Annotated in this window: 13 protein-coding genes; 8 read left to right on the plus strand and 5 right to left on the minus strand. The window is 49.2% G+C overall.

The genetic code is table 11. The features are described 5' to 3' along the window. Nucleotides 1-11: 11 nt before the first annotated feature. Complete coding sequence (locus EKK48_05125; protein RTL44634.1) at nt 12-2006, minus strand: glycoside hydrolase family 15 protein; 1995 nt, start codon at nt 2004-2006, stop codon at nt 12-14. A 257-nt stretch (nt 2007-2263) separates the two neighbouring features. Here EKK48_05125 and EKK48_05130 point away from each other — a divergent pair, with 257 nt between their 5' ends. The 3 genes from EKK48_05130 (at nt 2264) to EKK48_05140 (ending at nt 4037) form a co-directional block, all read left to right on the plus strand. Then, nucleotides 2264-2761 carry a M23 family metallopeptidase gene (locus EKK48_05130; GenBank protein ID RTL44996.1) on the plus strand — a complete coding sequence of 166 codons (498 nt, stop codon included), beginning with the start codon at nt 2264-2266 and terminating at the stop codon, nt 2759-2761. A gap of 67 nt (nt 2762-2828) precedes the next feature. Next, a complete protein-coding gene (locus EKK48_05135) occupies nt 2829-3635 on the plus strand; it encodes a L,D-transpeptidase (GenBank protein ID RTL44635.1) in 807 nt (268 codons plus the stop codon). Between the two features lie 189 nt (nt 3636-3824). Next, the gene (locus EKK48_05140; protein ID RTL44636.1) at nt 3825-4037 is read left to right on the plus strand and encodes a hypothetical protein; all 213 of its coding nucleotides are present in this window, start codon (nt 3825-3827) and stop codon (nt 4035-4037) included. 7 nt (nt 4038-4044) lie between these two features. Here the strand turns inward: EKK48_05140 and EKK48_05145 are convergent, their stop codons facing one another. Further along, on the minus strand, nt 4045-5883 hold the full coding sequence (locus EKK48_05145; protein RTL44637.1) for an ABC transporter ATP-binding protein: 1839 nt from the start codon (nt 5881-5883) through the stop codon (nt 4045-4047). Between the two features lie 341 nt (nt 5884-6224). Between EKK48_05145 and galE the strand changes: the two genes are divergently transcribed. The 4 genes from galE to EKK48_05165 all read left to right on the plus strand — a co-directional run bounded on the left by galE (nt 6225) and on the right by EKK48_05165 (nt 10543). Further along, a complete protein-coding gene (gene galE, locus EKK48_05150; protein RTL44638.1) occupies nt 6225-7223 on the plus strand; it encodes a UDP-glucose 4-epimerase GalE in 999 nt (332 codons plus the stop codon). Next, complete coding sequence (galT, locus tag EKK48_05155) at nt 7216-8217, plus strand: galactose-1-phosphate uridylyltransferase (GenBank protein RTL44639.1); 1002 nt, start codon at nt 7216-7218, stop codon at nt 8215-8217. Before galE ends, galT begins: the two co-directional genes overlap by 8 nt. Beyond that, nucleotides 8214-9437 (plus strand): galactokinase, encoded by a 1224-nt coding sequence (gene galK, locus EKK48_05160; GenBank protein ID RTL44640.1) that lies wholly within the window; start codon nt 8214-8216, stop codon nt 9435-9437. Before galT ends, galK begins: the two co-directional genes overlap by 4 nt. A gap of 71 nt (nt 9438-9508) precedes the next feature. Next, the gene (locus tag EKK48_05165; protein RTL44641.1) at nt 9509-10543 is read left to right on the plus strand and encodes a hypothetical protein; all 1035 of its coding nucleotides are present in this window, start codon (nt 9509-9511) and stop codon (nt 10541-10543) included. Nucleotides 10544-10564: 21 nt separating this feature from the next. Here the strand turns inward: EKK48_05165 and EKK48_05170 are convergent, their stop codons facing one another. Then, the gene (locus tag EKK48_05170; protein ID RTL44642.1) at nt 10565-11512 is read right to left on the minus strand and encodes a hypothetical protein; all 948 of its coding nucleotides are present in this window, start codon (nt 11510-11512) and stop codon (nt 10565-10567) included. A gap of 85 nt (nt 11513-11597) precedes the next feature. On the opposite strand from EKK48_05170, the gene EKK48_05175 reads away from it, so the two are divergent. After that, nucleotides 11598-12116 carry a hypothetical protein gene (locus EKK48_05175; protein RTL44643.1) on the plus strand — a complete coding sequence of 173 codons (519 nt, stop codon included), beginning with the start codon at nt 11598-11600 and terminating at the stop codon, nt 12114-12116. 11 nt (nt 12117-12127) lie between these two features. Here the strand turns inward: EKK48_05175 and EKK48_05180 are convergent, their stop codons facing one another. Next, on the minus strand, nt 12128-13144 hold the full coding sequence (locus tag EKK48_05180) for an arginase (GenBank protein ID RTL44644.1): 1017 nt from the start codon (nt 13142-13144) through the stop codon (nt 12128-12130). Nucleotides 13145-13212: 68 nt separating this feature from the next. Then, nucleotides 13213-14847 (minus strand): hypothetical protein, encoded by a 1635-nt coding sequence (locus tag EKK48_05185; protein ID RTL44645.1) that lies wholly within the window; start codon nt 14845-14847, stop codon nt 13213-13215. Nucleotides 14848-14860 lie beyond the last annotated feature (13 nt).

Raw genomic sequence — 14860 nt, forward strand, 5'->3', positions numbered from 1 at the left:
TCCGCAGTAAACTACATCGGTGCAATGGTATGCGCGAAGATGTTTTCCTGCATCAGCACTCGCCGTTTCTCAATGTATTCAAGCACACACATGACGAAAGTCGCGTGGCTCCAGGTCAGAGGTGAGACCGAAAGCGGATCGTTGGTGTATGGATGAACCTGCTCTGCCAGCACTCCTGACGGCAAAGCATGATCGGCAACCCACTCCAGCATTTTCACAGCTTCTCGCAAACCTTCTTGCGACTTAGCTGCGGCAATGTCGTATTGAGCCAGCCACATGGTGCAAATGAACCATGGGTTTCCAGGCACGTTGGCGACGTCTTGCGAAACTTGATGGTAGTAGTCGTTCTCATAGCGAGCACAACCACCGACATCAGACTTGATCCACAAGCGGTCGCGAATGGCATCCATAGTTGCTTTCACTTTAGGGTCATGTGGTGGCAGTGCGCCGAAGGCGAAAATACCATACATAGCTGCGTCAATCGTCATGTCTAACTTGTAACCATCTGCGGTGCGCGTGGCCATGCGACAGAACCGTTTGTCCTCTTCACTCCACATATGCTGCACCATAGCTGCCTGAACTTCTTCAGCAGCCTCGGTCCAACGTCTGTGCTGTTCCAGTTCACCCAGAGCCTGAGCAAAGTGCGCAGCGGCGTTCAAGCCACCAATCACGCTGGCGACAGTGAAGAGGTGAACACCGTAACGCTCTTCCCAGAGATCGTAGGAAGGCTGCGGCAATTTTGTCACTTCGTCTCTGTACTTAACTAGAAACTCTGCGCCATGTACAACCAGCTTGTCATAAAATGGCTTCATGATCTCAACGTGACGGAACCTCCTGAAGTGAGACCAGAGCGACCATATGACCAGCGCAGTTTCATCTTCTTGAATCGGCAACTCGGGCTTGCCATCACGAATCCACGGGTGCCAGCTCGATGCCAGTGATTTATCGGGATTATATTTGTGCATCAAGTAGCCGTCTTCCTTGATTACATCAGCACAGAACTGGAAGAAGTTATGCGCAACATCTCGATAACCGGCCTTCGACATAGCGTGCGCGACAAGCGCGCCGTCGCGTGGCCACATGTATGAATACGTATCACGGGCGAACTGAGCAATGTCATGATCGTTAGCGGCGATGATGGCACCACCTTCATCGATCTGTGTACGAATCGTCAACAAACTGCGCTTGAACAAATCAACGACTTTCGGCGACAGGTTCATGAAGTCAATGTGTTCAGGGTTGACCCAGAGACGCCAGTAGTTCTGGTTCCGCGGCACAAAATAGTCTGGACCTTTGCGACGCACTTTCGCATCGAGTGCCTCAACTTCTTCGTAAGTCTTACCGAAGCACATCCACATGTGAGCAACTTCTTTGCCCTTTGCAGGAACATGCACAGTCACTCCAACAGTAGAGTCGACAGAGCCCTGCGCGATGGGATTGCCCGCGAGCACACCATCTTCGGCATCTTTGTAGGTGCCCTCACAACCATTGACCTCTTTGTTGCCAATAGACCACTGCGAAACACCCACCAAATGGGAATTGGAAACGTTAATCAAGAACCATCGATTCTTCTTGTACTGAATCACTGACTCGGTCTTCGGGTCAAAAAAGGCAGTGTCGCCAACTTCATTTTCAGAAATATGGAAGTCATGATGGAAGAAGAACCGCACTTCCCGGTCCTTTCCACTCGTATCTGTGACGTGAATCTCGCGCATAAAGACGTCGTACAGGTAATCGACAGTGTCGTGCATGCGTATGTCAAGCTGCAGGTCTGCATGATGCAGCATCACATCAGTGACCAGGCTTTCCTTTACATAGAAACGCTTGATGTCCCACCCTTGACCGATCCAGGCGAATTTGCCATCGGCCCAGACACCAAACTGCGAGACGTGCCCGATCGTTTGATTCTCTTGTCCCACGTGTGGATAGTAGATGTCGCGGATTCTATAGTCTTTGTCAAAGTTGATAAGAACCTTGCCGTTACCAACTGGAAGATCTCGTGGCATTTTTCACTCTCCAATAGCAGGAACTACTATGTCGATCAATACGTTGATGGACTGTCAATACTTGATCAGTTCCACCCAGACACAGCAGCAAAACTATAAACCATAAATTTGTTACTTTGGCAGATTAGCTGAACCGGAACAACCGTTTAATCAAACTCGTCCGAACTGCCGGAGGAGCTATGATTTTCAAGCGGATCTTTTCGGCAAGTGCATTGTTTCTAGTGCTCACCATATGCGGTGCGCAAGCAGCCACTGAAATGAAAGCAGTCAATCCCGACGGCGAACCACCGCTAACGGCGTCGCAAGCAGCTAAAGCAATCGTGGAGTTGCGTCAGAAAAAACTCGCGCTGCCCATCAAAAATTTCGACATATCCAGGGTCAAGGGATCTTTCTATGAGACTCACGGAGGCGTCATGCATGGTGCGGCAGACATGTTAGCTCCTCGCAACACCCCTGTGCATGCGGTAGAAAACGGCACGATAGCGAAACTCTTCAATAGCAAGCGAGGTGGACTGACAATCTATCAGGCTGACCCGAGCGGCAAATACATCTACTATTATGCACACCTGGAGAGATATGCCGACAGTCTCCACGATGGAGACCAGGTCAAACAAGGTCAGGTGATTGGGTACGTCGGTACGTCCGGCAACGCTCCTCCAAACACGCCTCATCTTCACTTCTCCGTTGGGCTCGGAGACGCCTTGAAAAAATGGTGGGTAAGCTCCTCGGTGGACCCGTACGAGATATTTAAATAGTCGACATGGCAGGAACCAAAGCGACGCCTGTTCCGCCTATGACTTGTCAGATTCCGGGGGCAGGCGCATGAAATACACTTCTCTGGTGGCAGCGATTCTTAGCTGCACAATTGGCTCCAGTCTGCAGTTGGGAGCTATTCCAGCCAGCGCGGCCACCCCACCTGCGGCAAAGAAGTCGCCTGAAGCCCACACTCCGGCAAAAACCAATATGCAATATCCATTCATCAATGGTCACTACGTGCTGACTGGTGTGATGAAAACCAACGGATATCGTTCAAACGCGCCAACAGTAGTCGTCGTCGACAAAGGCAGTCACTTCACCCACATTCTTCAATTGCAACATCTGGGACGTAAAGACGAGATTGTGCGTGTGATGACAGTATCAAACGCCGTAGGTAACGAAGACAAACCAACTCCACCCGGTCGGTACCTCGTAGCAATGAAGAAAAAATACCCGGTGTGGATTCCAACAAAAGAAATAGATCCCAAACAAAAACCAGTGCCTCCATACAATCAAACCCACAAGAATCCGCTGGGAGTAGCAGCTATCTACCTGAACAAATACGAGCTGGCTTTACACGGCACAAACGACCCGAAAGCGATCCGAAAAAGTGTCAGCCATGGATGTATCCGCCATTCAAATGCAGACATTTCGCGGATCTTCGGAATGATCAAACCAAATACGCCAGTCTATATTGTTCGTCAATTCAGGGGCACAGTCTTGCGCAGAAGCGATTTCATAAAAGCTGCACCAAAAGACGATACTGCAGCGAAAAACGATGCGACCACAAAGAAATCAGAGGCAGCTGAACCGCTCCAACCAGCTACGCCTCCCATCAAACAGAAGCGAGTGATAGTGGAAGAAATCGCCTGACGTCTTCTCAGTCCAACTTTCCAGGTTTAAACAGCCTTAATTCAGACTTCTTAAGGCATAGTATGCTTTGGTTCGACTATCAAATAGCGTTTTTGGAAGATGCTAGCTTTGGTTCGACTATATCCATTTGAAATTTCGGGTAGATACCTGACCAAATCCGATTCATCCTGGATCCCTAAGGTGAAATACGTGTACTTAGTAAACGGCGCCAGGGTCAACGGAGACACCATCGGAAGACCGGTGCTCACTTTTAGTACCAAAAGTGGTGCCGAAGAGTATCTAACCAAATTTAAAAAACTCAGTAAGGTCACCGTATATTACGACCCGAAGATGGTCACGCATTCATGCCTGGTGAAGGGTGAACGGCTTACAGCAGATACAACAATTCCACAGAGGGATTGAAAGTACCTCACGCTTGCTTTAGTTCAATTCCTTTTTCGGCATCACGCTCACGGAACTGCTGCCGATACAGGCTTGCGTAGACGCCGTCAAGCGCGATTAAATCCGAATGAGTGCCGAATTCAACCAACCGCCCTTGCTCAACCACACAAATCTTGTCGGCAGCGAGGATCGTTGACAGTCGGTGAGCGATAACGAGACTAGTACGTCCCTGCATAAGAGGCACGAACGCTTGCTGAATCAGGGCTTCGTTCACCGAATCGAGAGCGCTGGTAGCCTCGTCCAAAATCAAGATTTTCGGATTTTTCAAGAGCACCCGAGCGATTGCCAGACGTTGCCGTTCACCACCACTCAACTTATGCCCGCGCTCGCCCACTACAGTTTTATAGCCCTCCGGCAGTCCCATAATAAAATCGTGGATGTTGGCTGCTTGAGCGGCACTGATCAATTCTGACTCAGTGGCACCAGCTCGTGCATACTTGAGATTATTTTCGATGGTGTCGTGGAAAAGGTAGGTTTCCTGTGTGACGATGCCGATGTGTGAGCGCAGCGACTGAAGATTTACATCCTTGACGTTGTGACCATCGACGAGAACCGAGCCTTCCTCCGTATCATAAAAGCGAAGCACCAACTGAGTGATTGTCGTCTTGCCAGCACCTGAAGGACCGACGAATGCAACCATCTGTCCAGGCTCTATAGTAAAGGAAATATCGTTCAAGGCTTTTCGATTTTCCGAATAAGAAAAGTGCACATGGTTGAACTCGACTTTTCCTTCCACGTGCTCCAACAACAGAGCGCCTTCAACGTCAGACTTTTCTTCCGGCATGTCCAGATATTCGAAAATGCGCTCAAAGACCGCCAGGGCACCGACTATCTGCACCTGCACGCCAGCAAGTGCAGAAGCAGGTCCATACAACCTGTTCAGCAAAGTAGTGAAAGTCACAACCACGCCAATCGTCACCGATTTCTGGATAGCAAGCCAACCGCCCAGGAGCCACACTGCAGCAGGTCCAATAACGACCATAGCGGTGATCAGCATCAGGAACCAGCGCCCCACCATAGCTAGATTGATTTCCAGCTTCATCAAATCAGTGCCGACATTGAAGAATCGTTCGTGCTCATATGGCTCACGAACAAATGACTTGATCAAAGTGATACCAGATATGGAGAGAGTTTCCTGTGTGAGAGCTTCGATCTCATCACGCTTCTGTCGTGTCTTCTTCCTCACGTCGTACATGCGCCGCCCGACCGGCCAGATAGGAAAAATCATAAATGGAATAATTCCCACTGAAAGAAGCGCCAGACGCCAATTCAACAGAAAAACAGTAACCAGCGTAGTCGTAAAAATGAATACATTAGTGACTACAGTAACCATCGTGCCGGTAACAACATTGTCAATGCTGTCCACATCGCTGGAAACGCGATTCATAATTTCACCAGTTTTAGTGCTGGTGAAAAATTCAAGCGGCATTCGATGCAGATGTGAAACAAGCGACGAGCGAATGTCTCGTACTATGCCCTCACCGACAAGAGAATTCAAATAGCCCTGGTAAACACCGACCAGTCCTGCCAGAAGCGCAGAAGCGATCATTCCACCTACGTAAAAACAAACGGCTCCAAAATCACCTCGTGGAATGGCAGTATCAATCAACCGAAGTGTACAAAGAGGTGGAATCAACCCCAGCAGCGCGCCCACCAGAATCGCCACAATGACCTGAACTTCCTGTTTCCAATATGCCTGAAACAGCTTAGCGATTCGTTTCCACTCAACTGGCTTCTTAACCCGCGGTTTCTCGGGGTTGAACATGTTGGACCACATCAAGTGGACTGGTGGACCGCCGCTAAACATTCCTGATTCCCTGCATGGTTACGCCCAATGCAACCCAGCTAAGGGGTTGCAAATATCTATGGTATCTCAGGAAATGTGTTTTCTGAGTGTGCAAGAGCGAAGGCTATTTCTTTGATTGGCTTACAATATGCATAATCTTCCCGCATCGACTGTTGAGTTGGAGTATTTATGTCTGAATCGAAGTCAGTCTTGACCGAAAAATGCGACCAGAGACCGGTCATGCATAAGCGCGTTGAGCAAATGGAGGATGGAAGAATTTTGATTTACTACACTTTCGAAGAAAGCACACAGAAAGATGTGTCTTCTCTGTCGGGCAAGGCTGACAACCAGGAAGGTGCGAAATGAAAGTGCTGGTAGTTGGCGGGGCCGGCTACATCGGCTCAGTAACCGTTGAGCAGTTGGTAGAAAACGGCCATCAAGCAGTCGTGCTTGACAATCTCCGCTGCGGGCATGTCGAATCGGTTCGAGACAAAGCAAAATTTATCGAGGGCGACATGGGCGATGCCGATGCGCTGCATGCAATTTTTCATACAGAAAGCATCGACGCTGTCATGCACTTCGGCGCGCTCAGCCTGGTTGGTCAATCCGTCGAACAGCCGGCCGATTACTTTCGCAACAACGTCACCAGAGGATTGGTACTTCTCGACGTTATGCTCAGCCATGGTGTGAAAAAATTTGTCTTCTCATCAACGGCAGCAGTTTACGGTGAACCTCATACTTCGCCAATCACCGAAGACTTTCCCCTGAACCCGACCAGTCCTTATGGTGACAGTAAACTTGCATACGAAAAAGTTCTGAAGTGGTACGCAAATGCATACGGATTGATGTATGCAGCGCTCCGATACTTCAACGTTGCAGGCGCCACTGAGACTGCCGGCGAGGAGCATGATCCTGAAACACACTTGATTCCGCTCGTGCTTCAGGTAGCAAGAGGCGACCGACCCTATATCACCATATTTGGTGATGACTACCAGACACCTGATGGTACAGGCATCAGAGACTATATTCACGTCAAAGACCTTGCCAACGCGCACCTGCTGGCAGTGGAAGCGCTAAAAACTCCAGGTCAGAGCAGCATTTACAATCTCGGCAGCGGGTCTGGATTCTCCGTCAAAGAGATCATTGAAGTAGCGTCGAAAGTGACCGGCAAGCAAATTGCCACAAAGATTGGACCGCGCAGAGCCGGCGACCCATCCATACTGGTCGCCTCAAGCAAAAAGATTCAGGAAGAATTGGGCTGGAGCCCCAAATATGGTGCACTGGAAACAATCATAGGCGATGCCTGGAACTGGCACCGGAACAACCCGAAAGGCTATCAAAGAGAGCAAGCACATGTCTGAAATGCGATGGAACCCTGTCATGGGCGAGTGGGTAGTGACAGCCACTCACAGACAAGACAGAACATTTCTGCCACCAGCCGGCTATTGCCCTTTGTGCCCTACAGCTGAGGGCGGCTTCCCAACTGAAGTGCCCGAGCCGAGCTATGAATTCGTCGTTTTCGAAAATAAATTTCCCAGTCTGAAAAGAGAACCTGCAGCACCTGAGATTGAGGGCAGCGAACTGTATCCGGTCAAACCGTCTCTCGGCATCTGTGAAGTAGTCCTTTATTCATCGGATCACACAGGCACCCTCGCCGATCTTTCCATCAAAAAAATGGAAGAACTGGTGCGCGTCTGGCGCGATCGCTATGAAGAACTCGGAGCACGCGAGGAGATCGAATATGTCTTCATCTTCGAGAACAAAGGTGAGGCGATTGGTGTGACAATACACCACCCGCACGGTCAGATTTATGCATTTTCGTACCTGCCACCACGCATAGAACGCGAATTGAAAAATGAAGCAGCACATCATGCGAAAACTGGTCGCTGCCTTCACTGCGACATTGTGCAGGGCGAGATCGACGAGCGCAAACGCATAGTGGCGGAGTCAAAGCATTTTGTAGCGTTCATTCCATTTTACGCACGGTACCCTTATGAAGTACACCTGTACACGAAAGAGCATCGCGGTTGCATGTCAGATTTCAGCGCGGCTGAAGAACGTGACCTGGCTTACATTTTAAAAGAACTATTGCATAAATACGACGGATTGTGGGGCTTTTCCATGCCCTACATGATGGTTATGCATCAAAAACCGACTGATGGAAAGTCTTACCCCGGCTGCCACTTCCACATTGAATTCTATCCGCCGCTGAGAACGCCTGAGAAGTTGAAGTACCTGGCGGGATGCGAATCGGGAGCAGGTACTTTTGTTAACGATACATTGCCCGAGGTGAAGGCGGAAGAGTTACGCGCTGTAAAAATCCCTGTCAGCCAATCCAGCCAGGAGGGAAGATGAAACAAGATGGAACTCCCTCTTCGCGCGAGCATCGACACCACGCTCGAGTAGCAGCTGTTGAAGATGCTTTTTTGCAGCAGTTTCAAGCCAGACCGGAGTTCGTGGTGCGGGCGCCGGGTCGGGTCAACTTGATCGGCGAACACACCGACTACAACGAAGGATTTGTTTTCCCGACAGCAATCGACCGTGAAATGATCGTTGCAGCAACGCCAAACGGCACAGACGAGATCGTGGCTTATTCAGTGGATTACGATCAGACTGACAGATTTCGTCTGGGTGATATTCAGAAGAGTGACAAGTATTCCTGGTCGGATTATCTGCGTGGAGTGCTGAGTATTCTGCAAAAACGCAATTACATTCTCCGCGGATTCAATGCCGTGCTCGCAGGCAACGTGCCGCAGGGAGCCGGTCTCAGCTCGTCGGCGGCTTATGAGGTGGCCATCGTTACCCTCTGCAATCACATGGATAAGTTGGCTATCAGCGGCAAGGATACGGCTCTAATTGCCCAACAAGCCGAAAATGAATTTGTTGGTATGCAGTGCGGAATCATGGACCAATTCATTTCAGCACTCGGACAAGAGGAGACGGCACTGATGATCGACTGCCGTAGTCTGGACTACCGAGCCATCCCATTGAACCTGGCAGAACAAGGCTGCTCGATTGTAATCACGAATTCCGGTGTGCGCCGGGGGCTTGTGGACAGTGAGTACAATGCCAGACGAGCCGAGTGTTCAGAGGGAGTCGATTTACTCTCCAGGCTGACAGGAAGAAAGCTAAACAGCCTGCGGGATATCGAACTTGACGAATTCGAGAGACACGCGAGCAAACTGCCGGGCAAAGTGGCGCAGCGTTGCCGGCATGTAATCTCGGAAAACAAAAGAGTTCTCGACGCCGTCGCTTCACTAGAAATGTCAGATCTGGAAATCTTCGGCAAACTGATGAATGAATCACATGCTTCACTGCGAGACGATTTTCAGGTCAGCTGCGGGGAGTTGGATGAACTGGTTTCGCTTTCACAGAAACACCCTGGAGTACTGGGCGCTCGTATGACCGGAGCCGGTTTTGGCGGTTGCAGCGTAGCGATTATGTCGAACGAGGCAGTCGAAAGCTTTCAAAAGACTGTAATTCCGCAATATGAAAAGCGAACGGGAAAGAGGGCAGAAATCTATGTCTGCGCCTCAACCGCCGGAGCACAGCTTTTAAGCGGCGTAACAGCTTGATTTGGTCATTGACATTTATGGGTACGAAACTACTATAGGTAGAACTTACCAGGGTGAACCAGAGATTCTCCATGAGCGCTGACGTTAAGAAAGCCAGCTCCGAAACCGTGAATCGGTTTGTAAAGTCAGCAAAGCCAATCCTTGCAAGGGGTTTGGTCGATCTGCTGGTCTGGTCGTGGGGAATGTTAATTCTCGGCGTCGCCGTCTACGTGCTGTATCCAAACCCTTTAACCTTCATATTTGCCTTCCTTGTGGTCACCTCACGTATGGGAGCACTGCTGGCTATAGCCCATGATGCTCATCACGGAACCTTCCTGCCGGATCGCAAATGGAACGACCTGATCGCCGCCTGGTTGTGCGCCTATCCGGTTGGGTCCATCTATAATTCTTCCAAAGCTGTGCACATGGCGCATCACAAATATTTGAACACGCCTGAAGATCCAGACCGCAATTTTCACTTTGAAGATAACAAAAGCACGCCCCAACAATTTGCCTGGCACTTCCTGCGGCTGGTTTTCGGCGGTCAGTTATGGACAAGCATTGTAGTTAACGGTATCTTGCGCCCAATTCAAAAGGACTCGGTTCAGCCGCAAGATAAGCCCGCACCGGTCGTGGTGCTGACGAGAAAGGGACACCCTGAAATCTTGAATCTGGTTCCCGTGCAGCTGGTGATCTGGGGCACACTATGGGCGGTATCAGGGCAATGGTGGCTGTACTTAGCAGTCTGGCTTGGACCGATATTTACGCTTGGAACGTTTCTCGGATTTTTGCGGGGCTTTGTCGATCATGCGCGGCTACCCGACGATTCAGCAGCTAATTCTGCAGAACGGCTCGTCACGGTGCTGAACGCCAATTTTCTTGAACGTGCGTTCCTTGCTCCATATGACTTCAAATATCACGCTGAGCACCACATGTTTCCCAGCGTTCCACACTATTATCTGCACGAGTTGCACACAATATTGCAAGCAGACGAAACTTATCGCAGCCGCTATTTGACACGTCCGTCATACACTGCATTCATCAAAGAGTATTGGGCGCAGATCAGCAAGAATGCGCAGAACCAGACGACTACACAGTCCACCTTGCAAACTTCAAACAAAACCTGAAAACTTTAAATAAGACCTGACCTACTTCACTTCCTGAAAGTCGACCTGACCATGATTCAAGTTTTCCAGGTCCTCGAAGAATGGACTTGACACCATCTGCTTCATAAAGTCGCGCCTGAATGCAGTAGCTGAGCCCATTTTCTTGATATCGGCATTGGCATTCCATACGCTATCCAGAAAATTGTTGGCATCTTTGCCGTGTCCAGTGTAATAAAGGTTAAGCATGTAGTCACAAAGGTCGCCTGTGTTGCCATTTTTCAACGACCTCTTCACAGTCTCTACAGTGGGCAATGGATGCTTGTCCTTGCCGCTGCGCATACGCTCCAAATCAACTCTGAATTTGTCTTTCTGCCAGCGAACTGCCACGACAGGCATCACATCTACGCCCTGCCCCCAGTAACGGAAAGTCGCATCTTCAACCAGGATAATTGGAAGTCCAGCCACATCAGACGGCATCGTCAACATGTGACCATCAGATGCATTGTAGTGCCAGATACGACTAACCTTATTTGCGAGAGAATAAACATCGTAGGTGTAGCAACAGTGCGCGCCGCCGCTCCAGGTGCGAACAATCAAATCTTTAGTGCCATTTCCGTCGAAGTCGAATAGCGGCAAGTTTGACCCAGTGTAGCCCAGGTTAGGTTCTTTACTGGTTACATCAATCAACGCAAATTTATGAGCGGTTTGATCCAGCAAATTCTTCTTATTTTTCTGAACAAGAATTCGCTCGTCGCCCTCTGTTCTCTCTCTAATCTCAACGTGAAACGGACCCGCAGGTGTAGATAAATCGAGCGACTGAACATTTGCTGCAAAAGCACTACTTGCTCCGAACAAAGTGCTTATGCAGAACAATGCGCTTACACTCAACGCCCTGGTTACGCCAGGCGCTAAGTTTAAACCGATGAAACAAGCAGGGAATTCTTTCACAGAACTCGTGACAGATTGAAAAAAGTGTTTCATCGAAGTCATCGCCCAAAATACTCCTTAGAGAAAGAAAAAACGTGCCGGATCGAACTCAGGCGTATTTGATAGAATACACCGGAGCAGCTGAAAGATGGCACTATTAGGGAAATCAAGTCGTACAATGATGCGCATAAAGAACGGAAGGTTCGTTTTCGACTTGACAGAAATTCGCAAGGACCCTGCGAGCAATCTGAAAGACCTCTGGTTTAGAGAGCACGCATGCTCAAAAGTTTATTCGCACTGGCTGCAAGAACTCGAAGACAGCGCATTCATCGAATTGGCTAACTGGTGCACAGCAGCGCATAATTTAGCTGCAGAAAAGCTGCACACTCAAATGTTGAGACTTGGCGACGACATACACCTTGCTGATCACTGGCGCGATCTTGCTGACATTCCGGATTTGCTCGCAACTTCTCTGGGCGCAAAAGTTGTTATTGATGACGTCGACGCCATGGAAAAGATCTTACTTGAAGACTACATGGCTAAATTGCAAAACTTTGATGGGGAAAACCTCAACTTAATTCAACACGAACTTCTGCCAGTGCAATACAAATGTGCCGAAGCATGGGGACCACTGAACAGCCTGTGGGGCGAATCGGACGATGCTTAGTTGATATGGCTTTATCTAGTGCTCACTGCTGCCGTAGGCTTTTTTGTTATTCGATAATCGGCAATATGTGAAACGAATTGCAGCATTAATTCACTGCAGAGCAGTGCGGTAATCTGTGCTTCATTATCGAGAGGTGGACAGAAGCAGGCGATGTCTGCACCGACTATGTCCAAGCCTCGCAATTTGTTGAGCAACGAGAACACTTCTCGAGTTGTCATCCCGTTCACTTCCGGGTCAGCTACGCCCGGCGCATAAGCGAGATCCAGAACATCAAGGTCAAAGCTGAGATATGTCGGTCCGTCGCCGATCACGCGATGCACTTCCCTGGCGAGCCAATCAATTCCCTTCTCTTCGATATCAGCCATAGTGGTGACAGTGTACATCTGTCTGGAGTACTCCTCTTGCTCCAGCGATGCCACCGAGCCATGGAATCCAATTTGAATTGTTCTTTTTGGATCGATAAGTCCTTCCTCTGCACCAATGAAGAAGGCAGCACCAGCATGATGAACTGTACCGCCAGCCGGTCCCCAGCTATCGGCATGTGCATCGAAATGGATCATTCCAATTGGTCCTTTTTGCTTCGAGTTCTTACCGGCAATGGCTCGAAGAATTGGAATCGTGATGCTGTGATCGCCACCGACTGTGACTGGAATAATATCTTTATCGTGCACCTTCTTGAAAAACTTCTCGGCGTCGAAAGCTGAAGTATCAGGATTCAAAATGTTCGGCAGTGGAACATCGCCCAAATCGCTTATCCTCAAGTGCTCGAAAGGATGAATTTGGAAAAATCGATGAGCGCGTTGGTATGCGCAAGACCGATTTCGAACTGCTCGAGGTCCATGGTGCTGCATGCGCTCAATGGGGTTGCCACCACTATAGGCAAAACCAATCAAGCCAATGTCGGTGTCTTCCATATCAGGTTTGTACGGAGCTCGAAGGAACGTCGGTATGCCCTGCCAATATCTATATTTCGCACTGTACTCATTCATCTCGTCTTCTGTAAGACCCTTCTTTATGAACTCAGACATACACGCCTCCGAAAACTAAACAAAGCATTCTTCTGTTCGCCAAAGTATATACACGTCCGAACGCTCGGCTATTCGACCTTAAAAACTCTTACTAATTTCTCTTTGCTTTCAAAAACGCAGGGGAATGATCCCGAACGCAGCCTCTGTAAATCGGTGATAACACGACCTAATTGTATGTACGAGAATCCGGACGACCGATAGGCCGGTTCATTGACAACATAATCTGCATGACTGAAGTCAATTGCTTTTCGCAACGAATCAGTGTCAACATATCTGTCTTCAACAAATCGCCAGAGTTCCATTCGTGACGGCATTATCGCGTGTCGCCCGGTATAGAGATAAAAAACCGGGTCGTTGTTGCACACAAACACTGAGTCTGGCGGTGTGTTCTCTTTCACCCAGGCAACTGTATCGCGAAAGTCGGAAAAGGTTTCCGGCTCTGCAGGATAGGCCAGCACCTTGCTCCATCCGGCCTTCGCACAGGAGAGCAAACCTGCTCCGATAACCAGATAACAGGCGAAGAGAAGGGAAGCACAGACGCCAATTTTGTGCAGCTTCGGAGCACTTAATTTGGTAAAGACCTTCAGCTTGAAGAACCAGAACCGAAAACCAACAAAGTAGAAATAGTAGCCGAACACAATAACAGGAAGGATGTGTCGCCACTCCAGTTTAATCGGCCAGACGCTGAATGACAGTCCATAAAAGAAACAATAGAGAGCGGGTAAACTGGCGCGTCTTAAGAGAATAAACAGACCAGTCAATGACGGAACAGCCAGCAGATAATAGAAAACGCTATAGAGCAGAAAGAATGCTAACGGCGGCAGCTTTTCATAGGGGATTTGCTCGAGCCCGGGAAAGTAAGTGTTTATTTGAAGAATCATCGACCAGTGAAAGTTGCCTGAACCCGCCGCAAAGCCAGCCGCAGCAGGAGGCAAAGTTCCGTAAGCATGTTTCAAATAGTTAGTGTAGAAAGTCAGGATCTCAGGCGTACCGTTGCTGAATTGTGATTGCCACCACAGTTGCGGGGCAATAAAAGCGACAGCTGCTAACAGGATCGGAACAATAGACTTGAGTTGCTTCCTGGCAGCGTAATAGATAATCAAGCTTGGAATCAATATGATTGCCTGAGTTCGCATGGATACTGCAGCAACAAGCCAGAGCGCAGTCCAGGGGGCATAACTTCCTCGCCGTCGACCATGAGACTCTGCACACCACATACACACCGCAGCAAGCAACGCAGAAGGCAGGTCGCTCATAAGCATCGGCGCAAAGTCGATGAATCGCATATTTAGCAGTGTGGCTGCTGCAATCACGAAGCCGAGTCGCAGAGTCACCTTTCTGGTGGAGATCAAATATGCAACGGAAATCAGAACGGCAAGCGCTGAAATAATCACCTGCAATGTCTCCAATGTAACCAAATTCGCAGGAAACGCAGGACACAATCGCAAAGCAAGCGACAAAAGGAACGGATAGCCAATCGGATATTTGGTTTGAAACGGTTCACCCGGAAGAGACAAGATGCGGTATCCAAGCCCCTGAGCAAGTGATTGAGCTGATACCAGATAGACACCATCATCGTGATACATACCAAAGTAGTACTGATATTTCAGTATGGCAGCACGAAGAAGCACAGCAACAACGACAAGAATAAGCACGAACAGAGCAACTGCACCAGACGCACGCTTCTTACAGACAAATCGCATCGACAATACTCAA

Source organism: Candidatus Melainabacteria bacterium, assembly GCA_003963305.1.
GTDB lineage: Bacteria > Cyanobacteriota > Vampirovibrionia > Obscuribacterales > Obscuribacteraceae > PALSA-1081.